This window comes from Stappia sp. ES.058 (assembly GCF_900105595.1).
GTDB lineage: Bacteria > Pseudomonadota > Alphaproteobacteria > Rhizobiales > Stappiaceae > Stappia.
In genome coordinates, this window is the sequence record NZ_LT629784.1 from 650,677 (window position 1) to 674,413 (window position 23,737).

Below are 23,737 nucleotides of genomic sequence, written 5' to 3' on the forward strand. Positions count from 1 at the left end.
CCGCCCGATGTCGTCTGGCCGCGTCAGGAGCCGTCGTCGAGACGGATCGTCAGCGCCGGATTGTGCGGGAAGAAGTTGAAGGGTCTGAGCGAAAAGCCCTTCCACATGGTCGACATCACCGGCCAGTCTTCCGTGTGTGGCACGTGATGGAAACCCATCGTGTACCAGGTCACGATATCCGTGTCGGCAATCGGCCGGTCCTGCTGCGTCCAGGCCGCCAGCGTGTCCGATCCGTCGCTCTGGAACGCGAACTGCCCGCCCGCGTAGCGCTCGTCGCGGGAATACGGCGTGTTCCACAGTGTGTATTCCACATAGGCATTGCGCTTCATCGGCGGGTCGTTTTCGAAGTCGAACGGCGAATAGGCGACCGAATTGTTCGGCACGATCATGTAGCCGGGCTTGTGGCCGAGCGGGCCGTCCGCGCCCATGTTCATGACGTGATACATCGCCGGGGTGTCCGGATTGACCTTGTAGCGCCCGCCGAGCTCGGTTTCCGCCGGCGTCGTTTCGGTCACCCAGAGCGAGCGGCGCGGGGCATCCGCCTCGACCTCACCCTTTACCAATGCTGTGCGCATGAAGGTGTTGGAGGGGCCGTCGACATCGAAGTCGAGCTTGAAGTTGAAGAAGTGATCGTGGTTGGGCGCGATCAGGTTGGGCGCGATCAGCGTGCCGTAGCGGGTTTCTTCCGCCGCGCCCTCGTCGGTCATCGACTTGATCGCGGCGCCCTTGACCGCATCCAGTCCGGTGGACCCGACCATCACGTCGATGCGTCCGTCCTGATGGAAGATGTAGTCGACGAGATAGTCGTAATTGCCGACCTCCGAGGCGGTGCGCACGACAAGCTGTGTCGCCGGGCGTCCTTCCGCCGGAACAAACTCGCTTTCCGACTGGGCGAAGATCTCGAAGTGACGCCAGGCCGGATCGCCGATGTTGCGTTCAAAGACGCAGATCGCGCCGGGAATGGCGAGCGGCGCGCCGTTGTCCTGATGCACCACCGCCGGCAGAAACTGCGCATAGGCCGGACAGTCGACGCCAGGGCGCAGCGGCGAGAGAAAGATGCCGAAGCCGTATTCGCCGCTGTCCATGTAGGTGCGCCAGTACCAGCCGGCGTCCGGGTCCATGTAAGGCACGAAGACTTCCGACAGATGCGCCTGGTAGAGCACGGAGCGCCAGCGCTCGCCGTCCTTCACGTCGATGTTGGAAAGAACCAGCCCCGGGCGCTTGTCGACGCGGGCGCGAAACCGCCAGATATCCCAGGAGATCTGGCCGTTCTCGATGGTGAAATTCTGACCGTCCGGCTGGCTGAGACGCGCCGGGTTGGTGCGCGGGCGAAGGGCGCCGGTGCGGGCCTCCACTTCGGCCTCGGTATAACCCCAGGGATCTTCGGGAAGCGGCAACACGCCGCTGTCGAACACCTCGACGACCGTGTCGGCGTTGAGGTCGACCACCGCATAAAGTCCCTCGATCGGCTTTGCATAGAAGTTGGAGCCCTCCGGCAGAACGTAGCAGGGCACCTTCATCAGGCGTCGCCCGTCTTCTTCCGCCAGGCCGAAACGTCCGGCGGTAAGCGGCAGGCAGAAGACATCCTCCGGAGTCAGGCCGCGTTTCTCCAGCCCGGCGATGAAATCCGGGTGTGCGGTGGCGAGTTCCATCGCGGTCAGGAACTCGGCCAGAAGGATCATGGTCTCGCCGCCCGCCGGTTCGACGGAAACGACCGCATCGCCGGCCAGATTGACCTCGGCGACAAAGGCACCGTCGGCGGTCTTGAAATGAACCTCGGCCGCGCGGGGCTCCGGCTGGCCTTCGCGCCAGTTGAGGACAACGGACTTCTCCGGCTCAAGCAGCGAAATATAGGGATAGAGCGTTTCGGCATTCGTATGACCGGCGCCTTGCAGAAGCGCGACGGCCTCGCTGATTTCGGCTTCGCTCAACCCGTCGAGCGGATGCGCGTTGGCGCCGGTGAGCGCGGCGGCGAGGGTCATCGCCCCTCCCGCCAGCAGGCTTCCGATTTGCGATGATCGCATGGCAGTGTTCCCTTGAAACTGTCTCTGGTCTGGTCGCGCGCCGCATGGTGTGCGGTCTTTGCGCAATCGCAGCCTAGCGCGGATGCACGGGGCGGATTGTGCAATTCCGGCCAAAATGTCGCACCCTTCGGGGTCCGGCCTTGGCATCTGCGGGTGCCGGCCCGCTTGACCCCGATCAAGGCACGGGCCTCGTTGCCCTGATATCCGTGGTAGGATGCGTTGGACGAAAGGTGACAATCCAAAGTGACCGATTGTCGCGGTGTTGACGTGTCGCAACGCGAGATCAACCCGTCACGGGTAATGTGACGGCAGATGAGCGGTTGGATGGCGTGCCTTGGCATCCCCGCGCTCCCCTGTTGTCCCGAGGGGCGGGACACGAAAGATCGAAAAATGGACGGAACGATGCGTGCTGAAACGGATCCTTCGGGCTCTGGCGCCCACCCCGACGAGTGGTTTGCCTCGGCCAAGAAAATCTACCCGATGGCGGTCCACGGGACCTTCCGCAAGATCAAGTGGGCGGTTCTGTTTGCAACTCTCGGCATCTACTATTTCCTGCCGTTCGTGCGTTGGGACCGGGGGCCGGACGCTCCCGACCAGGCGGTCCTGGTCGATATGGCCGGCCGTCGCGCCTATTTCTTCTTCATCGAGATCTGGCCGCAGGAAGTCTACTACCTCACCGGCCTGCTGATTCTGGCGGCGATGGGGCTGTTCCTGATGAACGCGGTCGCCGGGCGCGTGTGGTGCGGCTATCTGTGCCCGCAGACCGTCTGGACCGACCTGTTTCTTTGGGTCGAACGCCACACGGAAGGCGACCGGCGCGACCGGATACGTCTCGAGAAGCAGCCGTGGACGCTCAAGAAGATCGGTCAGAAGATCTCCAAACACACCCTGTGGCTGATGATCGCCTGGTGGACCGGCGGAGCGTGGGTTCTGTATTTCGCTGATGCCCCGACGCTGGTGATGGATCTTGCCACCGGACAGGCGGCCTTTGCCGCCTATCTCTGGATCGGCATCCTGACCTTCACCACCTATGCGCTGGCCGGCCACATGCGCGAGCAGGTCTGCATCTTCCTCTGCCCGTGGCCGCGCATTCAGGCGGCGCTGACGGACGAGGAAGCCCTCAACGTCACCTATCGCTACGATCGGGGCGAGCCGCGCGGCTCGCTGAAGCAGAACCTGAAGCGCGAAGCCGAGGGTCTGCCGGCGGGCGACTGTGTGGATTGCCACCAGTGTTTCCACGCCTGCCCGACGGGCGTCGATATCCGAAACGGCACGCAGCTCGGCTGCATCCAGTGCGGCCTGTGCATCGATGCCTGCGACGACGTGATGGACAAGGTCGGCAAGCCGCGCGGACTGATCGCCTATGATACGGACGAAAACATCAAGCGGCGCATGGAGGGCAAGGAAACCTTTGTGCGCATCGTGCGCCCGCGCACGGTGATCTATGTCGCCGTTATCCTGCTCATCACCGGGATCATGGCCTATGCGCTGGCAACCCGCGAGCTGGAGGGCGTCAGCGTGCTTCATGACCGCAATCCGATCTATGTCGAACTGTCCGACGGGGCGGTCAGGAACGGCTATACGATCCGCCTGCTCAACAAGCGTCAGGTGCAGCGTGACTTCATCCTGTCTGTCGAGGGCATGCCCGAGGGAACCCGTCTCGAGGCCGTGGGCATTAATCAGGGCGTGAGCGGACGGCCGGTAATCGGTGTCGGTCCCGACACGACCCGTGAGGTGCGCGTGCTGGTCTTCTCGCCGGCGGATGCCGAAATGCCGAAGACGACGCCGATCACGTTCCGCATCACCGAGACGGTGATGGGCGAGGTTGCGACGGGAACGGATTTCTTCAAGGCGCCCTGAGCCGGGCGCCGTGTGGACCGGGCCGGGACGCGGACGCGCCCCGGCCAAATCGTTTGCGCCGATGATCCTTGTCATCGAACAGGGGAGCGGTAGCGCCTATGCATGGAGAAGACTTGCGGCCGGCGCCGCACGGTGCCATGCGATAGGACGGTTCTCGAAATGACATCACCAATGGCGGACACCATGACCCAGGCTCGCACAGAGCGGAAAATCACCGGACGGACGGTCCTCTTCTGGATGATCGGCTTTTTCACGGTCATCTTCATCGCCAACGCGATCTTCATCCATCTGGCGCTGTCGTCCTTCCCTGGCGTCGTCACCGAGACGGCCTATGAGGACGGGCTTGCCTACAATGACGCGATCGCAGCATCGCGGGCACAGGCTGCGCGCGACTGGTCGGTGTCCGGGGCGCTCGAACGGGCCGGCCAGACCGCCGCACGCGTCGAGGTTGTTGCCCGCGATGCCGAAGACGCGCCGCTTTCCGGTCTTGCGGTCACCGCAACGTTGCGGCGTCCGGCGAGCCCCGAGGCGCCGGTGGTGGTGGTCTTGCAGGAAGGCGAGACCGGTCGCTACCAGGCTATGGTGAATGATCTTGCGGCGGGCAACTGGATCCTGGATCTCGAGGCGCAGGGCGGACAGGACGGCGAGGCCTTCAAGTCCCGCAACCGTGTCTTTCTCTCGCAATAGGGGAGCGCGCGCATGCGTGCGGTGCCATTATGACCGCGCATGAGCGGGACTGGGACGCCTTCATCACGCTGACGCCGGAGGGCCGTGCCCATATGGATCTCGCCGTGGAGGGCGTGACCTGCGCGGCCTGCATGGTGGAGATCGAGCGGGGGCTCGGCGCTCAGGAGGGCGTGGAGACGGCACGGCTCAATCTGACGAGCCATCGGCTCGCGGTCGACTGGACCCCGGAGCGCACCACCGCCGAACGCATCGTCGAAACGCTGTCGAAACTGGGGTATCGCGCCCATCCGTTCGATCCTGCACAGGTGCGCGAACGCGCCGACGCGGCGGGCCGCGAACTGTTGCGCGCGCTTGCGGTTGCCGGCTTCGCCATGATGAACATCATGCTGTTGTCGGTCTCCGTCTGGTCCGGCAATGCCACGGGAATCTCATCGGAAACGCGCGATTTCTTTCACTGGCTCTCGGCGCTGATCGCCCTGCCGGCGGCCGTTTATGCCGGGCGGCCTTTCCTTCGCTCCGCGTTTTCTGCGCTCGCCGCGCGCCGGCTCAACATGGATGTGCCGATTGTGATCGGCGTATCGCTGGCGCTGTTTCTTTCGGTCATGCAGACCTTGCAATCGGCGCATCACGCCTATTTCGAATCCGCTGTGATGCTGCTGTTCTTCCTGCTGATCGGCCGGTACCTCGATCACATGATGCGCCGCCGCACGCGCGCCTTCGCCGAAAACATCGCGGCCCTGAAGGCGGAAACCGCCGTCGTCCAGCGCGCTGACGGGAGCTTGCGCGAAGTGCCGCTGTCCAAGGTCGAGCCGGGCCAGCGCATCTATGTGCGCGCCGGCGAACGCGTTCCCCTCGACGGGCGTGTGGAGACGGGCGTGTCCGAGATCGACCAGAGCCTTGTGACTGGTGAAACGGCGCTGGCACAGGTCGGGCCGGGCGATGCGGTCTATGCCGGCACGCTCAATGCGTCCGCCAATCTCGCCGTTCAGGTCACCACCGCATCGGGCGCGACGCTTCTCGACGAGGTGACGCGCCTGCTGGAGGCGGCGGGTCAGGCAAAATCGCGGCATGTTCGTCTGGCCGACCGTGCCGCCGCCCTGTATTCGCCGCTGGTGCATCTGGCGGCGGCGCTGACCTTTCTCGGCTGGTGGGCGAGCGGGCAGGGCTGGCAGCCCGCGCTGGTCACAGCCATTTCCGTTCTCATCATCACCTGCCCCTGCGCTCTAGGGCTGGCCGTTCCCGCTGTCCAGGTCGTCACCTCGGGTCAGTTGTTTCGCGCCGGCGTGCTGCTGCATTCGGGCGACGCGGTGGAGCGGCTGGCGGAGGCCGATACCATCGTCTTCGACAAGACAGGCACGCTGACGCTGGCCGTCCCGGATCTGGTGGATGCCGGCTGCGTTGATGCGGAGGTGCGCGCCCTGGCCGGTCGTCTGGCGTTGACCAGCCGCCATCCGCTGTCGGCGGCGCTTGCAAGGGCGACCGGCGCGGGCGTGCCGCTTGAAACGGCGGCCGAGATTCCCGGCGAAGGCGTCGAGGCGGTCCACGAGAGCCGGACACTCCGGCTCGGCAGTGCCGCATTCTGCGGCCTTTCCGCATCGGACGCTGCGCGGGCCGTCGCCGGTCACCCCGGGGCCTCGCTGCTGTTTTTTCGCGATGGAGACGCGGCCCCGGTGCCCTTCCTCATCGCGCAACGCCTGCGCCCCGATGCGAAAGAGGCGGTCGGACGGCTCACGGCGGCGGGCTATCGGCTTGCGATCTTGTCCGGCGACCGCGTTGCGCCGGTCATGGCGATCGCCGAGACGCTGGGGATCGAGGACTGGCAGGCTGGCCTGACGCCGAAAGACAAGATCGCCCGGCTGGAGGCGCTGGCTGCGGAAGGGCGCAAGGTCTTGATGGTCGGCGACGGGCTGAATGACGCCCCGGCGCTTGCGGCCGCCCATGTGTCGCTGTCACCGGTGACCGCCGTTCACGTGGCGCAGGCGGCGGCCGATGCCGTGTTCCTGGGCGACCGGCTGTCGCCGGTGTGCGATGCGCTGGCGCTTTCGCGGCGTGCACGTCGCGCGATGATGCAGAACCTGTGGTTTTCGACGCTTTACAATATCGTTGCCGTGCCCTTCGCGGTGGCGGGTTTTGTCACGCCGCTGATTGCGGCGCTTGCCATGTCGCTGTCGTCACTGGCTGTCACGCTCAATTCGCTGCGCCTGCGGTTGGGTGCGGCGAGCGCGGCGGACGGGCGCACGCACCTTCAGGAAGGAGAGGACCGATGGACGTCCTGATCTATCTCATTCCCGTTGCGCTGTTGCTCGGGCTCTTTGGTCTGGCAGGCTTTCTGTGGTCGTTGAAGTCCGGACAATACGATGACCTGGAGGGCGCAAAATACCGGATCCTGCAGGATGACGATGTGCCGGAGCGGGATCAGCCGCGCCACCCGTCTCGTCCGGGCGCGGGAGACGGCAACGGTGCGGACAAAGGGGGCCGGCCCTGAGATTTTTACCACTGAGCATGCCGTGGCTAACCGTTACTTCAGATTTCGCATGGCATAAGGAGGCGGACTGGAGGTTTTTGCGTGTCGCTCGATCTTTCATCCCTGACGTTCCTGCTTGTGGAGGACAGTGCGTATATGCGCACGATCCTGCGCACCATGCTGCAAGGGTTCGGCGCGCGCCGCATCGTCGAGGCCGAGGATGGCGCCTCCGGGCTGGAGGCGATGGAGCGCGCGAATCCGGATATTCTGATCCTCGACTGGGTGATGCCCATTCTTGACGGCGCCGACATGGTCCGCATGATTCGCAATCCGCACAATCCCTTCGCCTATATTCCGATCATCATGGTCACGGGACACACCGAGCGCAGCCGCATCATCGAGGCGCGCCGGCTCGGCGTGCATGAACTTCTGTCCAAGCCGATCTCGGCCAAGGCGCTTTACCAGCGGGTCAATTCGGTGATCATGCAGCCGCGCGACTTTGTGAAGACGCCAAGCTACTTCGGGCCTGCGCCGCGTGAGATCCGCAATCGCCAGAAAATCTGGCAAAGCATGGAAAACGGGGAAGGCGGGCAGGCGGCCTGAGGCGCCTGTCCTGCGATCTATGGGTCCACACCTTAGCGCATCATTTCCGGCGTGTTTCGGGACCGACTGCCGTCGATTGCCGTAAGCAGTTCGTTCTTGTTGTCGACGAGATCCGCCAGGGTTACCCGTGAAAGCGCGGCAAAGAAGGCCTCCAGTGCGCCGTCCAGCGCGCTGCGCAACTGGCATGCCGTATAGAATGTACAGCGCGCCGCACAGTTCTTCTCGTGGCATTCCGTAAGGAAAAAGTCAGGCTCGATGAGTTTGACAATGGAAGAAATCCGAATATCCCCGGGATCCCGATCCAGGGCGACTCCGCCACTGCGTCCGACGGTCGATTTAATATATCCGGTTTTGCGAAGTTTCTGCACAGCGGCGACGACCTGCGACCGATGACTTGCGGTTTTCTCGACGATTTCATCGATCGGCACAATGCGATCATCATGAATTGCCAAGTACATCAGCGTTCGAACCGCTATGTCGGTTCGGTTCGTAAGGCGCATCTCTGTTCCCTTTTTCGTATTTTTGAGATTTTTTATAACGTAAGTTAATACAAGAGAAAAATCAATTTCGACAGAAAACTATATATATAAGAAATACTTTTTTCATTTGCGTAAATTCAATTAAGTATTCTAAAAATACTTGAACAAGAGAGCATTGTCATTTATGGCGGTTATTAGATGTGGAAAAGTGAAATTAGCATCAGGCGCACAGCATGCAGATCGAAAACTGGACGGAAATCCATGATCTCGCGGACTTCATTGAACTGTCGGGTGCGGATGTGGAGAACATCAAGGAAGCATGGAGCATTCTGTCGCCGAAAATTGCTTCAATCCTGAATGATTTCTATGACAACAGGATCATGTCCGATGAAAAGTGGCGGCTCAAGGACATCTGCGTCGAGACCCTGAAGCGAAAACAGGAGGCGTATTGGTCCGTTCTGTTTTCGGGCGTTCTGGACGATGTCTACCGCTCTCATGCACGCTCGATTGCGGTCAAGCATCATCAGCACGGCGTGACGATGACCGACTACATCGCGTCTTATGGGTGGTTCCTGAATGCCTTCGAGCGGGTGTTGCAATGCTCGCCGATATCACCGAAAGAGCGGTCTGCGATGATGGCCTCCGTCCGCCGCATGGTGTTTCTCGACATGACGATTGCCGCCTCGACCTATTATATCGTCTACATCGATTGAGGTCGGTGCCGTCACCGTTTTGGCGCTCCGAAACCTGTTGCCGTCCCCTGGCGGGCACCTCGGACGGTCGGCTCTCGGCGCCGGCCGTCGTGCAATGAGCTCACGTCTTCGAAGACGGCGGGCGAGGAGCGGCCTTGCGTTTGCGCAGATTGGCGCGCAGGGCCGCTGCAAGCCGCTCCTCGCGCGTTTCTTGCGGTGGGGATCGTGTGGGGGCCGACGTTGGTGCCTTTGCCGCTTGCGCCGCCCTGGAGGGCGATGGGTCCGGAGCGCCGGTCGGCCCGTCTTCGGTCCCTGTGTCGCGACGCTTGTTGTCGCGGTCGTCGGTGCTTTCGTCGGCTGTGGTCATGGTGCTTGAACGTCCCGTTTCGCCGGTCTGGTTGACGGTCTGGCCCTACGTCCGGCGGCCGAATGGCTTGCCGGCCTGCCACCCTGCGCCCTGCAGGCGTACGTCCTGGTGTCGGGACAGTGCCTCGGTGCCTCGCGCACAGGTGACAGTGACAGCATGTGCCGGAATCCGCCCGATGGTGCAAGCGTTCGGACACGGGTGCTGCCGGCGGTGGTCGCGTCCGGCTGGCTCGCGCAGAAAGCCGCAAGCGTGCGGTGTTTTTCGGTCGTCCGTCATGGTGCGGATCGGCAGCAAGGATCGGGGGTGACCTCGCGGACGACGTCGCGCGCCGGTGTCGTCGATGCACAGCGATCGATTGGCGGTGGATATTGCAGATCGATTGCGCCAGCTTCCCCTTGACCGGCTGGAAATTTGCACTTACACCCGCCTCCATCGCTGCCGTAGCTCAGGGGTAGAGCACTCCCTTGGTAAGGGAGAGGTCGAGAGTTCGAATCTCTCCGGCAGCACCAGTTCTCCCCTGAAAAGCAACAGATAGTTTTGCCTGGCTCGTCAGAGAAATTGCCTCTGCCTGAGTGAGCGGTTTTGTAGCGCGCAAAAACAAATTGCACCCGATTACAGGGGCGAGGACCCGGGTCAAACGGTCTTCCAACCGCATCCAACCGATGTTCCTTCTGTCCGAAAAACACGCGTCGCACGTGGCCGGTGAGGGTGTCCCGGCTGATGACGATTGACGGAGCCTGTCGTCCGCTGCGATCGTCTTGGTTTTTCCGTTCACTGGTTCAGCGTCTGAGGCGCACAGTCGACCCTGGGCATATCGGCATGATCGCCGAGCAGCGGCTTTCAACCTGCCCTGGGGTTTTCAAAACAAAGCGCAAGCCGCTCTCACGGACTTCGAGAGCGCCGCCTGTTCGGCTTTGGCGTTGTGTGGGCGATGCTTACCCTTGGTCCGACTGACGCCATGACGGTGTGGTTTTCGCGAAAAAAGCAGAAATGCCTTCCCGGGTTTCCTCGGTTTCCCAGCAATCCGCGAGCATGTTGGCGGAATACTCCGCATCGTTCACAGGGTCACTTCCGGCCAGTGTGCGGCACAGGGTCTTGGCCCGTGCGACCGCACCGGGCGCGCACTTCAGGATCGCCAGGATTTCGTTTTCGACGGCGGCATCGAGATCCCCGGCCTTGCATGAACGGGCAACAAGGCCCGCGCGCATCAAGAAGGCCGCATCAAATGGCCTGGCCGTGAAAAACACCTGCCGCGCAAAGGCTTCGCCCATGCGCCTGACGACAAACGGACCAATGGTTGCGGGTATCAGACCCAGCCGGGTTTCGGTCAAGGCAAAGCGCGTGGTCTCCTCGGCCACCACCACATCGCAGATCGCAAGCAAGCCCAATCCACCGCCGTAAGCCGCGCCGTGAACGCGACCGACAACAGGCTTCGGCAGGACATTCCAAAGACCCAGCATTGCGGCCAGGGCTCCGGCTTCCTGTATTTTGCCGGCGCGGTCTTTTTCCGCCTGTTCGCGCATCCATCCCAAATCGCCGCCCGCGCAAAAACTCGGCCCGTCCGCCCGCAAGACAACCGCGCGAACCGCTTGGTCGGCTGCAAGCGCATTGGCTGCATCGCTCAGCTCGGAAATCATCTGCGCGTTCATGGCATTGTGTTTTTCGGGGCGGTTCAGGACAACGTCGGTGACACCACGCGCGTCCTTGGTCAGGCGGATCGTGTCGAAGTTCATGTCGTTGCCTTTTCATTTTTGTGCGCCGCCAGGGAGGCCACCATCGCTTCGGCCTGCGCCAGCAGATTGCGGTCGATCCCGGTTTGAAAGCCGCGCTCTTCCAGGAAAGCGACAAGGGACGTGGTTGAAAGATTGCCCTTGGCGCCCGGCGCATAGGGACATCCGCCCAGTCCCCCGACCGCGCTGTCGAACGAGCGCAGACCCATCTCCAGTGCAACGGCAACGTTTCGAAGCGCCTGTCCGCCGGTATCGTGAAAATGCCCCGCAAGCCGCTCGGGCGGGACGACGTCAGTGACAGCGTCAAGCATGGTACGGGTGGCCTCTGGCGCCGCGCGGCCGATCGTGTCGGCAAGGGAGATTTCGTAACAGCCCATTTCGTCCAGGGCGATGGCCACATCGCGGACGGCGACCGGGTCCACCGTGCCGGTATACGGGCATTCCACCGCGCAGGACACATAGCCCCGCACCGGCAGTCCGGCCGTTCGCGCGGCCTGCATCAAGGGCGCAAAACGTGTCAGGCTTTCGCCAACCGAGCAGTTGATGTTCTTCTGGCTGAAGGCCTCGGACGCCGAAGCAAAAACAGCGACTTCGTCCGCCCCGGCCGCCAGCGCCCGCTCAAACCCCTTCAGGTTCGGGGTCAGCACAGCATATCGCACGTCGGCGGCGCGGGCGATGCCGGCCATGACATCACCCGCGTCGGCCAGTTGCGGCACCCATTTGGGAGAGACAAAGCTGGTGGCTTCGATCCGGTCAAAGCCTGCGGCGGACAGGAGGTCGATCAGGGCGATCTTGTCCTGCGTCGGAATCAGCGCCTTTTCGTTCTGCAACCCGTCGCGCGGGCCGACCTCGAAGATCCGGACTTTTTCGGTCATGAGGTCGCTTCCGTTTCGAGATTGACCAGTATTGCTCCACCTTCGACGGCATCGCCCGCGGCGCACAGCACCTCGGCCACGGTTCCGGCCCGCGGGGCGAGAAAAGCTGTTTCCATCTTCATGGCTTCCATCATGCCCAACCGCGCCCCTTCGCTGACATGATCGCCAACGGCGACGTCGAGCGTGATGATCATGCCCGTCATGGGCGCCATCACGCTGTCGCTGGCATCGATCAACGCGGCGCTGCCAGCGCGGGGATCCGGCAGGAAGAGATCGCGCACGGCCTCTTCCGTCAGGACAGAAATCAAGAGCCCGGCGCTCTGCTCGGCGAGACGCACCGTCGCTTCGATTAGCGCATTCGTTTGGCCCGTACGGGCGGTCATTCGGGAGCCGTCAATCGACAGGTCCTTCAGGACAAAAACCTCTTCCTCGTCGCGAAGAAGGCTGACGGACCCATCCAGGTTCAGCACAAGCCGACAGGAAAGCGGTGTTCCGTCTTGCACGAAGGTCAACCGGTGCTCGGCCTGGCCCCAAAGCCGCCATCCCAGATGCCGGGATTTCGGGTCGATCTTGAGCGCCGCAAGGGCTGCGAAGGCTACATGCGCGCTGCTTGGTGCCGTTTCGACAATCAGATCGTCGAGGTCGCGCGCGATCAGCCCGGTGTCGAAATCTCCGGCCGCAAATCCAGGGTGGTCGGTCAGCGCGGCCAGAAACTCGGCATTGGTCGCCGTGCCCACCACATGGGTTTTGCGCAAAGCCTGCAGCAGCGCATGGCGGGCGCTGTCGCGATCCGGACCATGGCTGATCACCTTGGCGATCATCGGGTCGTAATACGGGCTGATGGTGTCCCCGCTGCGCACGCCTGTATCGTTGCGCGCCGCGTCGCTGAACGACAGGTGCTCGAGAATGCCTGTGGCGGGCAAAAACCCCTTGGCGGGATCTTCCGCGTAGAGCCGGGCTTCAAAGGCGTGCCCGGAAATCGCGAGTTGTTCCTGGGCTAGCGGAAGCGGCGCGCCTGCTGCGACGCGCAACTGCCATTCGACCAGATCGACGCCGGTGATTGCCTCGGTTACGGGATGCTCGACCTGAAGGCGCGTGTTCATTTCCATGAACCAGAAGCCGTCCGCGCGAAGCGGGCCGGATCCGTCCGCGATGAACTCGATTGTGCCCGCGCCACTGTAGCCGATCGCTTTGGCGGCCGTCACTGCCGCATGGGTCATGGCGTCGCGCACGGCGTCTGTCATGCCGGGGGCGGGCGCCTCCTCGATGACTTTCTGGTGGCGACGCTGCAGCGAACAGTCGCGCTCGAACAGATGCACCGCGCCACCGTGGTTGTCGCCGAAGACCTGCACTTCGATGTGACGCGGCGATGTGATGAACTTTTCAATCAGCACATGGGGATCACCGAAGGACGCCTGTCCCTCGCGCTGCGCCGAGGCCAGCGCCTCGGCGAAATCCGCTGCATTATCGACCTTGCGCATCCCCTTGCCACCGCCACCGGCGCGGGCCTTGATCAGCACGGGATAGCCGATTTTCACTGCTTCGCGCGCCAGAAACTCCGCGTCCTGATTGGCGCCCTGATATCCTGGAACCACCGGCACCCCGGCCTTGGCCATCAAATCCTTGGCCGCGTCCTTCAGGCCCATCGCGCGGATCGCAGCAGCCGAAGGGCCTACAAAGGTCAGCCCCGCTGCCTCCACCGCATCGACAAAGGCGGGGTTTTCCGACAGGAAGCCATAGCCTGGATGGATGGCCTGCGATCCGGTCGCGATCGCCGCATCGACGATGCGATCCGCGCGCAGATAGCTTTCCAAAGCCGGCGAGGGGCCGATATGCACCGCCTCATCGGCCATGGTCACATGCAGCGCTCCGGCATCGGCATCGGAGTACACAGCAACAGTCGCTATTCCCATGCGGCGGGCGGTGCGGATGACCCGGCAGGCGATTTCGCCACGATTGGCGATCAGTATCTTGGCGAAGGTCTTGGTCATCATCACATCCTGAAGAGGCCGAATTTCGTGTCTTCGATGGGCGCGTTCAGCGCCGCGCGCAACGACAGGGCGACCACGTCGCGGGTTTTGCGCGGGTCGATGATCCCGTCATCCCAAAGCCGGGCCGACCCGTAGATCGGCCTCGACTGGCGGTCGAAGAGATCCAGCGTGGGTTGCTTGAATTGCGCTTCTTCCTCGGTCGACCATGTGCCGCCCTTGGCCTCGATCGCGGTACGGCGCACGTCCGCCAGCACGCCGGAGGCTTGCGCGCCACCCATCACCGCGATCCTCGCGTTCGGCCACATCCAAACGAAGCGCGGCCCGAAGGCGCGACCGCACATTCCGTAATTGCCCGCGCCGTAAGATCCGCCCACGATCACCGTGACCTTGGGCACCGAAGCCGTGGAGACCGCTGTCACCAGCTTTGCGCCGTCCTTGGCAATCCCGCCCGCCTCGTATTTGGACCCGACCATGAAACCGGTGATGTTTTGCAGAAACAGCAAGGGGATCTTGCGCTGGCAGCACAGCTCGATGAAATGCGCGCCCTTGGTCGAGCTTTCCGAAAACAGCACGCCATTGTTGGCGACGATCCCCACCGGCACTCCGTCGATATGGGCAAAGCCGGTGACGAGCGTGGTGCCGTAGCGCGGCTTGAACTCGGCAAAGTCCGAGCCGTCGACCATCCGGGCGATCAGCTCGCGGGCGTCATAGGGCGTCTTGTCGTTGGCGGGAACGATGCCCATGATTTCTTCGGGTGCGAACAGGGGCTCTTTCGGTTCCTTGAAATCGACACTGGGCCGAGGGGCCGGGCCGAGATGGCTGATGATCTCGCGCGCCAGCGCAAGGGCGTGTTTGTCATCGTCGGCAAGGTAATCCGCCACGCCGGAGAGGCGCGTATGCGTGTCGCCCCCGCCCAGGGTTTCGGCATCGACGATCTCTCCCGTCGCGACCTTCACCAACGGCGGACCGGCGAGGAAGATCGTGCCCTGTTCGCGCACGATGATGGTCTGGTCGCTCATCGCGGGCACATAGGCACCGCCCGCGGTACAGGAGCCCATCACCACGGCGATCTGGGCGATCCCCTTCGCAGACATGCGCGCCTGGTTGTAGAAGATCCGTCCGAAGTGGTCGCGATCCGGGAAGACCTCGTCCTGATTGTTGAGATTGGCGCCGCCGCTGTCCACGAGGTAGATGCAGGGAAGGTGGTTCTCCTCGGCGATCTCTTGCGCGCGCAAATGCTTTTTCACCGTGATCGGAAAATAGGTGCCGCCTTTGACCGTCGCGTCGTTGCACAGGATCATGCAGTCGCGGCCCTCGACCCGGCCGATCCCGGCGACTGCCCCCGCCGAAGGCACTTCGTCGCCATACATCCCCGTCGCCGCGAACAGCCCGACCTCCAGAAACGGCGATCCGGGATCCAGAAGGCCCGAGATCCGGTCACGCGGCAGGAGTTTGCCGCGCGAGACGTGACGTTTGCGCGAGGCTTCCGAGCCGCTCTGCAGGATGCGTGCTGCTGCTTCGGCCACATGCGCATAGTGCGCCTCCATCGCAACGGCATTTTCGGCAAAGCCCGGGGAATTGGGGCCAAGGCCGCTTTGCAGTATGCCCATCTTCTTTCAGTCTCCGTGTATTCGGCGCGCAGCTCTCCCGTCCCTTTCCGCGAAGGGGTCAAGGATCGACGCGACAAGGCGAATGGTTCCGGCGCTAGCGGGTCATCAGGTCGGGCAGGAAAAGCGTGATCTGCGGAAAGGACAGCAGCAGGATCAACACGATGATCTCCATGCCGAGAAAGGGCAGGATCCCGCGGAAGATCGTGCCAAGCGGCACGCGGGTCTGCGCCGAGGCGACGTAGGCGTTGAGCCCGAGCGGCGGTGTCAGCAGACCGATCTCGACCGTCTTGGTGACGACGATGCCGAACCACACCGCATCGTAGTCGAGCGCCATGGCGGTGGGGAAGGCCAGCGGCATGGCGAGCGACAGGATCGCGAGCTGGTCCATGAACATGCCCATGACCAGCAACACAAGGATGATGATTCCCATGATGACTTCGCGGCGCATCTCGGTTGTCGCGACGAAATCCAGCATGGCGTGGGTGATGCGGGTGAAGGCCAGGTAGTTCGAGAAGATCGCCGAGCAGGCGACGATGGCGATGATCATCACGGTGGCCCGGATCGCACCGCTGACCGATTTGTTGAACTGGACGAACGTCAGCGTGCGTTGCATCAGGACGATCGTCAGGGAGCCCATGACCCCAAGGGCTGCAGCCTCGGAAGGGGAGGCGATGCCGCCGTAGATTGCGCCGATCACCGCCACCATCAGCAGCACCATCGGAATGACGTGTCGGCTTTGCTTGACCGCTGTCTTCAGGACGAACGGTTCGCCTTTGGGCGCCTGGTCGGTGGTGTGGGCGATGATCTTGATGACCACGGCGAGGCCGGAGGCAGTCAGGAGCCCGGGAATGATCCCCGCGATGAACAGCTTGCCAATCGAGGTCTCCGTCAACACGCCATAGACCACCAGAACGATGGAGGGCGGCACGACCACGGCCAGCGTTCCGCCGACACTGACCACCGCAGCCGCGAGGCGATCGGAATACCGGTGCGCCCGCATCTCGGGAAAGGCTGAAGCGGCCATGGCGGCGGTCGACGCGGTGGAGCTCCCGACCAGCGCTGCGAGAATGACGGAGGCAGCCACGGTCGCCATGGCCAGCCCGCCCTTGACGTGGCCGATCCACGCCTGGCAGGCGATAATCGCGCGGCGGGTGACATCGCCGGCCGTCAGCAATTCGGCCATGAGAATAAACAGGGGAATAGCGACGAGGATAAAGGAGGCGGAGGTGTCGAAGAAGGTCCGCTCCAGAACCGCGAGAGCCGGGCGCATTCCAAGTTGCGCCGCAAGGCCGAGAGTTCCGGCAATCCCCATGGCAAAAGCGATGGGGACCCTGAACGTCATCAGGACAGCCAGTAGAATGAGGATGGCGAGAAAGGTCAGCATCGGTGGCCCGCGCGCTTTATCGGTGCAAGGCAGCCGCCGCGTCGGGCGGCTGCCTCCAAGACAGTGTTGATCGGGGTCTTACTGGCTGGTTAGTGCGCGATAGGACTCAAGCACCGCTTGCGCCTGCTCGTTGTCGATCCGCTCCGCCCAGTCGACGCTGACAGCACCCAGCTTGTCGTTGACAGCCGTCAGCTCTTCGTCGGTGAAGCTGTAGACGTCGATGCCTTCAGCCTTCCATTCGTCGATCAGCCCGGCGACGGACGCGTCCTGTGCCTGTGCCACATGCAACGCGGTTTCTCCGCCGAGACGGAGCAACTCGGCCTGGGTCTCTGCCGGCAGACCGTCGAACAGATCGCTGCGGATCACCATGACGAAGCTGTAGCCGCCAAACGAACCATTGGTCGAGATGTGGCTGACCACCTCGTTCAGCTTGTAACCGGGAACCGAGGCCAGCGGAAACAGCACCGCATCAAGACGGCCGCGTTCGACGGCTGTATAGACTTCCGGCCCGGGGATCGAGATGCCGACCCCGCCAAGCGCGCGCGCGGTCATCGCCTGCGTCGAGCCGGAGGTGCGAATGTCCTGCGCATCCCAGTCGGCGGGCATGCCGAGCCGCGTCTTGGCCAGCACCTGGTAGGGCGGCAACACAAACCCGAAAATCGGCGTGACGCCAGCAGCGAGGATCTCATCGCGCAGCGGCCCCTCCTTCAGCATGGATTGCAGCGCCGTGGTGCCTTGTTCGGCCGAGCTGTAGAAACCCGGCAATGCGACCACCGAGTTCAGCGGCAGCACATCGGCGTGATAGGGCGTGCCCAAGAGCGCCGCATCGAGAATGCCGTTGTTCACCGCGTCAAGCTGCGCCTTGGACTTGGCGGCCTGCTGAGAGGGGAAATGCTCGAACGTGATGGCGCCATCTGTGGCCTCTTCCACGGCGGCCATCCATTTTGTCGTGCCTTCGATCGAGACGATATGGCTTGTCGATTGGAAATCGCCGAGGCGCAACGTCTCGGACTGTGCGGCAACCGAGCCGAATGTCAGGAACGCAGCGGCGGCAATCATGGCGTTTGCGGTTTTCATGTTTTTTCCTCCAGTTATATTATTGTCAGGTTTCCGCGACGGCGCGCCCGATCAGCGCATCGTGCAGCAGCCGCAAGACCAAAACGCCGCATCCCAAGGGGATGACGGCATAGGCCCACCCAAGCGGCCAGTCGATCACTCCGTATTCCACATCCCCGTGGGCTATGGCTTCGAAGGCAAATTTTCCGGACATGAAAGTGACGGCGGTAAAAAAGGCCGCCGGCAACAACAGGCGCAAAAGGGAAATCACGCGCCCGAGCACACCCGGCAGATCCTTGGGCGTGAATTCCAGCGCCAGGTGGCCGCCGTCGCGAAAGACTCGCGACAGCGACAATGTGGCAAGCGCAGGCATGAGATACAGTTCGGTCAGCTCGAACTGTATCTGCACCGGCCGGTTCGCGAAGAGCCGAAGCAGAATGTCGGCGTTGATCAGCCCTGCCACGCAGACAAGGCAGAGGCACCCGGCGAGATGCAGGATGTCCTCCAGTTTGCTCAGAACCTTTTCAAGCATCAGCCTTGCCTCACTTCGCGTCGCGACGATCCGTCTTACCGCTTGGGCAGTTCGACAATGGCCGAGCCCATGGCGGACAATTCGCCATCCTGTTGTTCGGCGCGCTGCTGGATTTCCAGCAGGTAGCGGCCGTTTTCCTCGAACTTCCGCGTGACGGTGCCGTTGATCAGGATGATGTCGCCTTCAGGATTGTGTCGGCGCACCTGACACTTCGACTGCCGCAGGAAGCCGTCGTCGCCCATCCAGTTGGTGATCTGATGCGTGAGCCACGAGGTCCGCTCGGGACCGTAGTCGTAGGCACCGGGCGCGCCGACCTCCAGCGCGAACTCTTCTTCCCAGTGGACGCGCTCGGGACAATCGGGAATGCCGTAGCGGTTCTTCGGACCGGCGCTGGGGTGCTTCTGCTGAAGCTGCCAGGCCAGCTTGTTGGCGCGGATGTAGAGCCCGCCCCAGCCCTGCGCGTAGGCGATGAAGCCGGTGGCGGTCATCGGTCCCTTGACCATCGTGGGCAGTTCCTCGCCCTCGACCACGTCATCCCAGTAGCGGGTCTTGGCGCCGCGGATCTCTTCCTGCGCATAGTGCTTGTAATATTCGTTCAGCTCTTCTTCGGTCCAGACCCGGCGGCCCTTCTCCTTGGCCTCGGTGTATTTGGTGCCGTTTTCGCGCGCCTGATCCCGGTCGGTGCGGAAACACCAGCTGTCGGCATCAGCCACCAGATCGCCGGTCTTGGTGTCATAGAAGTCCACGTGGTAAATCTGCTGCACGGCGCGGCCCGCGAAGCGGGTGTCGTGCTCGATCAGGTCCTTGAGAACCGCCTCGGTGCGGAATTCCATGTTGCGGGTGATGGTCTTGTGCCAGTTCCAGTTGGCACCGGACCACATGGCATGCACGCCCGGAAGGCCGCCGACATAGCCCGAGATGATGCGGTTGGTGGCAAACAGGAAGCTGGGCAGCGCGATCACGTCGCCATACTTGGTGGTCTTGGCGTAGTCCGGATCGCACCAAAGCGGATTGTCGTCGCCGATCCCGTGCGCGTAGTGGCGGATATTGTCGCGGGTCGCCTCATAGCACCAGGGCTCGACAGTTTTCTCGATTTTCACGCCGACCCGCTGACGCAGGTCATCAAGACCCTCTTGCGTGATCTTGGGGAATTTCTTGTGCGTCATCTCGTTCATCTTCGTTTTCTCCTTGAAACATTTCTCGGGGCGCACGGATCATTCCGCGGCTTCGGATTTCTTGGCTTGCCGATCGCGCAGGATTTTCCGGTTGACCTTGCCTGCCGGGGTTTTCGGCAGTTCGGTCACAAACTCGATCTGGCGGGGATACTCATGGCGCGCGAGGCGGGCTCGCACGTGGTTCTGGATGTCCTCGACGAGGCCATCGGTTTCCTTGGCCTTGAGAATGATGAAGGCCTTGACCACCAGCCCGCGCAGTGCGTCGGGCGCACCGATAACGCCGCATTCGGCGACGGCGGGGTGGCTGAGCAGCGCGTCTTCGACCTCGACCGCGCCGATCGTCCAGCCAGCCGAGATGATCACGTCATCCGCGCGGCCGCCGTGGTAGAAATAGCCGTCCGCGTCAACGAGGCCCAAATCCTTGGTGGGGAACCATTCTCCGCGCTTCTTCACCATCAGTTCGCCGGTCTCGCCCGGCGCAGCCGGGGTTCCGTCATCGCGCTGAACCTCGACCTCGACGCCGGGCACGGCCTTGCCCATGGCTCCGTCGCGCACCTCGAGATCCTTGGCCCCGGGATAGTTGGCGATGATCACGCCGATTTCGGTGGTGCCGTACATCGAGCGGACCTTGGTGCCGAAGACACGCTCCACATAAGCGGCAGTCTCGGAATCGATGGGCTCACCGGTGAAGGACAGCTTGTCGAAACAGTAGGTGAAATTCTTCGCCTCGCCGGAGTTGCGCATCATCCGGTAATGCGTGGCGGCGGCGGTCAGGTTCGTAATCTTGAAGTCGTGCAAGGCCTTGAGCAGGCGAACCGGATCGAACTTGCCGCTGAACGTGCCGGTGGAGACACCCATTGCCAGCGGCGCAAGCGTGCCGTGCCACAATCCGTGACCCCATGCCGGCGAGGAAGGACAGAAGAAGCGATCGCCGGGGCGAATGCCCGTGGCATAGAGCGCGGCGACCATCAGCGTGACAATCGACTGGTGGCTGTGCTGCACCGCTGCCGGAAGCGCGCGGGTCGTTCCGGACGTGTATTGCAGGACCGCCAGATCGCTCCCCGATGTGGTCCAGTCGAAGGTCGCGGGCAAATCATTCAGCCCGTCCAGGAAGTCCTGGTCGACCACGATGACATTCTTTGCGCTTCCCTCGATCGCCTCCGGTGCCTTTTCGGGATTGGTGAAAAACACCTTCGGCTGGCAATCGCCCACGCGCAGCCGGATGCCGTCCGGCCCGAACAGCGAGAACATCGGCACTGCGACCGCTCCGGCCTTGATCACGCCGAACAGGGCGCAATAGAAGGGCAGCGACGGATCGATCATCACGGCGACGCGATCACCCTTGCTCACTCCATTTTCCGTGAGGAAGTGAGCGATCTGCGATGACCGGCGTGAGATTTCCTCGAACGTGATGACCTCGTCGGCGCCGTCCGCATGAGCGACCCTGATGGCCACGGTGTCGCCGTCGACATGCCGGTCGATGCATTCATGGGCGATGTTGAACCGCTCCCGGGTGCCGTCGAACAGCTCCCACAGGCCCGCCTTCGAATAGTGCTTTTGTGCGTCTGCGTATGACGTGAAATCCGTCAGGCGGGTCATCCGGTCTGTCTCCCAGTCTTTCGTATTCAGCGCGCCGCACTGTGATCGTCGCGTTCGTTGACAACAGTAGGGATTACGGACAAATATTGTCAATACGCTATTCTTATTGTATATAGGCAATAACTGATCAGCATTGCCGAGGCGAGAAATGACGACAGACCAGACACCACCATCGACGAAACGGCAGGTTCCGGCCGTCTCGAGAGCCTTGGCGATAATGAGGTTCCTTGCGCGATCGTCCGAGCCGGTCGGGGTCAACCCGATAGCGCGTGCGCTCGATCTGGTGCCCAGCACCTGCCTGCACATCCTGCGCGTCCTGCAAGACGAGGGGCTGGTGGACTTCGATGCGAAGACGAAGCGATACTCCATCGGGATCGGCATTCTGCCGCTCGCCAGATCGGCTCTGCAGCGCAACACATTCTCGACCCTGGTCCAGCCGAAACTGTCGGAGCTGTCGCAGAAGTTCGGGGTCACCGGCATCGCGACGCAACTGGCCGAACCCAGCCAGATGATCGTCGTCGCCCTGTCGCAATCCAACTTGCCATTCCGCCTGCAGGTCGACCTGGGAAGCCGCTTTCCCGCTCTGATCAGCGCGACGGGTCGCCTGTTCGCGGCCTTCAATCTGCAGGACGAAACGGCCCTCAGAACGGGGTTCGACAAACTCGTCTGGGATTACCCACCGGCGTTTGATGCGTGGATGGCGGAGGTCCGCGAAGCCCGCGAACGGGGCTATGCCGTCGATCAGGGCACCTACATCTCGGGCGTAACGGTCGTTGCGGTTCCCGTCTTCGGCGGCAACGGCGCGATGTTCCGGTCCATCGTCGCCATCGGCATCTCGGAGCGGCTGAAGAACAAGGAAATCCCGAAACTGGCAAAGGCCATGCAGACGATCCGCGACAACATCGAGGGTCTGCAAATCGAAGCAGGGAGCTAGAACGTGACGATACAGGCAGTTGCGCCGGAGGGATGGAAGCCCGTCAAGGCCGCGGGCTTCATGGAACTGATCGGGCCTTTGCTCCGATCCACCCGGCATGAAGACAAGAACACCTATGGGCTGCAAACCACCGAGAACCACACCAATCACGTCGGCCTTGTGCACGGCGGGGTGCTGACCAGCCTGCTGGATCAGGTGTTGGCAATCGTCGCATGGAACGCGGCCGACCGGCGGCCGACCGTGACCGTCCAGATGGACACACGGTTTCTGGGCGCGGCCAGGTCGGGCGACTTTCTGGAGGCTCGCGCGGCGGTCCGCCATGCGACCCGATCCCTCGTATTCGTCGACGCCGAAATATCCGGTGCCACCGGACTGATCGCAAGCGCATCAGCCATCATGAAAATCTCAATACAGGCCGGGCAACCCAAATGACGGATCCCAAGACGACCCAACGCAAAGGCCCGCTGAGCGGAATCAAGGTGCTGGATTTTTCCAGGATCCTGTCAGGGCCGTACGCCAGCATGGTGCTGGCCGACCTCGGTGCGGAGGTCATCAAGGTGGAGCCGATTGAAGACGGCGACGAGACGCGTAACTTTCCGCCGTTTCAAGGCAAACTCAGCCATTATTATATCGCGCTCAATCGAAGCAAGAAGAGCATTGCCCTGAACCTCAAGTCCCCCGAAGGCGCGCAGATCGCGCGGGATCTCGCCAAAAAGAGCGACATCGTGCTGGAAAACTTCCGCCCCGGCGTTATGGACCGGCTGGGATTGGGCTATCAGGCCCTGGCAAGCGAAAACGAGCGCCTGATCTATTGCTCGATCACGGGATTTGGACATGACAGTCCTCTCAGCGACAAACCCGCCTTCGACATCGTGGCCCAGGCGCTTTCCGGCGTTATGAGCGTGAACTGCGAACCCGGGCAGGCTCCGAACAAGCTGGGCATTCCGCTGGGCGACATGGCCGGCAGCATTTTTTCGATGTTCGGCCTTCTGGCCGCCTTGCACGAGCGCAACGCCACAGGCAAAGGACGCCATGTGGAAGTCGCGATGCTCGACAGTCTGATCGCCTTGCAGGGATATTTGTCCCAGATCTATTTCGTTACCGGCCAAAGCCCGGAGCCGGTCGGCACCCAGCACCCCAGCATCGTGCCGTATGGATCGTTCCCAACCTCGGACGGTCATGTCATCGTGGCCTGCCTGACCGAGCGGTTCTGGCACAATTTCGCCCGCAGTCTGGACCGTGAGGACCTGATCGAAGATCCACGGTTTGCGCTTTACGAGGCGCGACTGGCCAATCGCGACGCGCTGCACCCCATCATTCATGCGCGCATGACCCAAGGAACCACGGCCTATTGGCTTGACCGGCTTGACTGTTTTGATGTTCCCAGTGCCCCGATCCTCTCTATCGGCGAGGCACTTGAGCAAGATCATGTGGTCAGGCAAGGGCTTGTCGAAACGGTGACACATCCAGAAGTGGGCGATATGAGGCTCGTGCGTGGGCCGATCCGGTTTGACAATGTCGGCCCGGCCAAAGCCTCCCCGCCGGCGATGCTGGGGGAGAACACGGTCGAGGTCCTGTCCAGCCAGTTGGGCATCACCTCGTCCGATATCCAAGAACTGGTCGCCAAGGGTGTGGTGAAACAGTAGCCGAAACGGGCATTGCCAGGAGAAAGCCG

The 23,737-nt window shown here is 62.6% G+C and carries 21 protein-coding genes and 1 tRNA gene; 10 read left to right on the forward strand and 12 right to left on the reverse strand.

All coding sequences use genetic code 11. From position 1 onward, the window contains the following. Positions 1-23: 23 nt before the first annotated feature. Entirely contained in the window at positions 24-2,024 is a 2,001-nt protein-coding gene (locus BLU32_RS03060) for a tyramine oxidase (RefSeq protein WP_093804934.1), read from the reverse strand. A gap of 402 nt (positions 2,025-2,426) precedes the next feature. Here BLU32_RS03060 and ccoG point away from each other — a divergent pair, with 402 nt between their 5' ends. The 5 genes from ccoG (at position 2,427) to BLU32_RS03085 (ending at position 7,638) form a co-directional block, all read left to right on the forward strand. Then, a complete protein-coding gene (gene ccoG / locus BLU32_RS03065; RefSeq protein ID WP_208976965.1) occupies positions 2,427-3,884 on the forward strand; it encodes a cytochrome c oxidase accessory protein CcoG in 1,458 nt (485 codons plus the stop codon). Between the two features lie 159 nt (positions 3,885-4,043). Then, complete coding sequence (locus tag BLU32_RS03070; RefSeq protein WP_093804935.1) at positions 4,044-4,571, forward strand: FixH family protein; 528 nt, start codon at positions 4,044-4,046, stop codon at positions 4,569-4,571. 29 nt (positions 4,572-4,600) lie between these two features. Continuing rightward, a complete protein-coding gene (locus BLU32_RS03075) occupies positions 4,601-6,847 on the forward strand; it encodes a heavy metal translocating P-type ATPase (RefSeq protein WP_093804936.1) in 2,247 nt (748 codons plus the stop codon). After that, entirely contained in the window at positions 6,835-7,056 is a 222-nt protein-coding gene (gene ccoS, locus BLU32_RS03080) for a cbb3-type cytochrome oxidase assembly protein CcoS (RefSeq protein ID WP_093804937.1), read from the forward strand. The genes BLU32_RS03075 and ccoS overlap by 13 nt, the downstream gene beginning before the upstream one ends. An 81-nt stretch (positions 7,057-7,137) precedes the next feature. Beyond that, on the forward strand, positions 7,138-7,638 hold the full coding sequence (locus BLU32_RS03085) for a response regulator (protein WP_093804938.1): 501 nt from the start codon (positions 7,138-7,140) through the stop codon (positions 7,636-7,638). Positions 7,639-7,670: 32 nt separating this feature from the next. Here the strand turns inward: BLU32_RS03085 and BLU32_RS03090 are convergent, their stop codons facing one another. Further along, positions 7,671-8,138 (reverse strand): Rrf2 family transcriptional regulator, encoded by a 468-nt coding sequence (locus tag BLU32_RS03090; protein WP_093804939.1) that lies wholly within the window; start codon positions 8,136-8,138, stop codon positions 7,671-7,673. Between the two features lie 212 nt (positions 8,139-8,350). Between BLU32_RS03090 and BLU32_RS03095 the strand changes: the two genes are divergently transcribed. Beyond that, positions 8,351-8,830 carry a protoglobin domain-containing protein gene (locus BLU32_RS03095; protein ID WP_093804940.1) on the forward strand — a complete coding sequence of 160 codons (480 nt, stop codon included), beginning with the start codon at positions 8,351-8,353 and terminating at the stop codon, positions 8,828-8,830. A 100-nt stretch (positions 8,831-8,930) separates the two neighbouring features. Here BLU32_RS03095 and BLU32_RS03100 read toward each other — a convergent pair whose 3' ends face one another. Continuing rightward, the gene (locus BLU32_RS03100; RefSeq protein WP_093804941.1) at positions 8,931-9,176 is read right to left on the reverse strand and encodes a hypothetical protein; all 246 of its coding nucleotides are present in this window, start codon (positions 9,174-9,176) and stop codon (positions 8,931-8,933) included. A 434-nt stretch (positions 9,177-9,610) separates the two neighbouring features. Between BLU32_RS03100 and BLU32_RS03105 the strand changes: the two genes are divergently transcribed. After that, positions 9,611-9,685 (forward strand) — tRNA-Thr (locus BLU32_RS03105). Between the two features lie 426 nt (positions 9,686-10,111). Here the strand turns inward: BLU32_RS03105 and BLU32_RS03110 are convergent. The 9 genes from BLU32_RS03110 to BLU32_RS03150 form a co-directional block, all read right to left on the reverse strand. Next, positions 10,112-10,909: a crotonase/enoyl-CoA hydratase family protein gene (locus BLU32_RS03110; RefSeq protein WP_093804942.1), complete on the reverse strand. Its 798-nt coding sequence runs from the start codon at positions 10,907-10,909 to the stop codon at positions 10,112-10,114. After that, entirely contained in the window at positions 10,906-11,781 is an 876-nt protein-coding gene (locus BLU32_RS03115; RefSeq protein ID WP_093804943.1) for a hydroxymethylglutaryl-CoA lyase, read from the reverse strand. The genes BLU32_RS03110 and BLU32_RS03115 overlap by 4 nt, the downstream gene beginning before the upstream one ends. Then, complete coding sequence (locus tag BLU32_RS03120) at positions 11,778-13,772, reverse strand: acetyl/propionyl/methylcrotonyl-CoA carboxylase subunit alpha (RefSeq protein WP_093810514.1); 1,995 nt, start codon at positions 13,770-13,772, stop codon at positions 11,778-11,780. Before BLU32_RS03120 ends, BLU32_RS03115 begins: the two co-directional genes overlap by 4 nt. A gap of 2 nt (positions 13,773-13,774) precedes the next feature. Continuing rightward, positions 13,775-15,382 (reverse strand): carboxyl transferase domain-containing protein, encoded by a 1,608-nt coding sequence (locus tag BLU32_RS03125; RefSeq protein ID WP_093804944.1) that lies wholly within the window; start codon positions 15,380-15,382, stop codon positions 13,775-13,777. Positions 15,383-15,476: 94 nt separating this feature from the next. Further along, positions 15,477-16,766, reverse strand: coding sequence for a TRAP transporter large permease (locus tag BLU32_RS03130; RefSeq protein ID WP_093804945.1), 1,290 nt, complete (start codon positions 16,764-16,766; stop codon positions 15,477-15,479). A 78-nt stretch (positions 16,767-16,844) separates the two neighbouring features. Next, entirely contained in the window at positions 16,845-17,843 is a 999-nt protein-coding gene (gene dctP / locus BLU32_RS03135) for a TRAP transporter substrate-binding protein DctP (RefSeq protein ID WP_093804946.1), read from the reverse strand. Positions 17,844-17,868: 25 nt separating this feature from the next. Further along, entirely contained in the window at positions 17,869-18,354 is a 486-nt protein-coding gene (locus tag BLU32_RS03140) for a TRAP transporter small permease (protein WP_093804947.1), read from the reverse strand. 35 nt (positions 18,355-18,389) lie between these two features. After that, positions 18,390-19,529 carry a MaoC family dehydratase N-terminal domain-containing protein gene (locus tag BLU32_RS03145; RefSeq protein WP_093804948.1) on the reverse strand — a complete coding sequence of 380 codons (1,140 nt, stop codon included), beginning with the start codon at positions 19,527-19,529 and terminating at the stop codon, positions 18,390-18,392. A 39-nt stretch (positions 19,530-19,568) separates the two neighbouring features. Further along, positions 19,569-21,128: an acyl-CoA synthetase gene (locus BLU32_RS03150; protein ID WP_093804949.1), complete on the reverse strand. Its 1,560-nt coding sequence runs from the start codon at positions 21,126-21,128 to the stop codon at positions 19,569-19,571. Positions 21,129-21,276: 148 nt separating this feature from the next. Here BLU32_RS03150 and BLU32_RS03155 point away from each other — a divergent pair, with 148 nt between their 5' ends. The 3 genes from BLU32_RS03155 to BLU32_RS03165 are packed head-to-tail and all read left to right on the forward strand — an operon-like array spanning position 21,277 to position 23,708. Further along, on the forward strand, positions 21,277-22,062 hold the full coding sequence (locus BLU32_RS03155; protein WP_093804950.1) for an IclR family transcriptional regulator: 786 nt from the start codon (positions 21,277-21,279) through the stop codon (positions 22,060-22,062). A gap of 3 nt (positions 22,063-22,065) precedes the next feature. Continuing rightward, complete coding sequence (locus BLU32_RS03160) at positions 22,066-22,494, forward strand: PaaI family thioesterase (RefSeq protein WP_208976966.1); 429 nt, start codon at positions 22,066-22,068, stop codon at positions 22,492-22,494. Beyond that, positions 22,491-23,708, forward strand: coding sequence for a CaiB/BaiF CoA-transferase family protein (locus BLU32_RS03165; protein ID WP_093804951.1), 1,218 nt, complete (start codon positions 22,491-22,493; stop codon positions 23,706-23,708). The genes BLU32_RS03160 and BLU32_RS03165 overlap by 4 nt, the downstream gene beginning before the upstream one ends. Positions 23,709-23,737: the final 29 nt, after the last annotated feature.